Genomic DNA, 560 nt, shown 5'->3' with positions numbered 1-560 from the left:
GACGCCGACGGCGCGCACGCGCACGCGCACCTCGCGCGGCCCCGGTTCGCGCGACGGCACCTCCTGCACCTCGATGCGCCCGAGTTCGGGCATCACAGCAGCCAGGTTCGACATGTTCACCTCCGGGTCACGGCCGAGTCGCCGTCCTTCTCACGCTAGTGAAGCGCTCGCTTTGCGGGGTGGCTGTGCTCAGATGTGCACCTCGCCGCCCGCCCTCACCCCACCCCACCGCTGTCCACCACCCCACCGGTTTCGGAGGTGGGTGGGTGAGGGCCGGAGGGAAGGCCGGGGACGGGGGCGCGACCGCGGATTGGTATCGTTCAGGGGGACGCCGGGAGGGTCAGTGGTAGAGCAGCCGGAGGACGCGCGCGTGTGGCGCGCGCCGTCGATCATCGACGTCGCACGTGAGGCCGGGGTCTCGGCGCAGACCGTCTCTCGCGTCGCCAACGGCATGGACATCGTGCGTCCGGTCACCCGCGACAAGGTGCTCGCGGCCATGGACCGGCTCGGCTACCGGCCGAACTCCGCCGCGCGCGCTCTGAAGACCGGCAGGTTCCGCA

At 71.8% G+C, this 560-nt stretch carries 1 protein-coding gene; it reads left to right on the top strand.

The genetic code is table 11. From position 1 onward, the window contains the following. Positions 1 to 370 precede the first annotated feature (370 nt). Positions 371 to 560, top strand: a 190-nt coding sequence (locus KZA10_RS18460; protein WP_308289711.1) for a LacI family DNA-binding transcriptional regulator, incomplete at its 3' end; no start/stop codon positions are given.

Origin of the sequence: Microbacterium sp. BF1, from assembly GCF_019279095.1 — a bacterium.
Lineage (GTDB): Bacteria > Actinomycetota > Actinomycetes > Actinomycetales > Microbacteriaceae > Microbacterium > Microbacterium maritypicum.
This window is presented reverse-complemented; position numbering and strand designations above follow the sequence as displayed.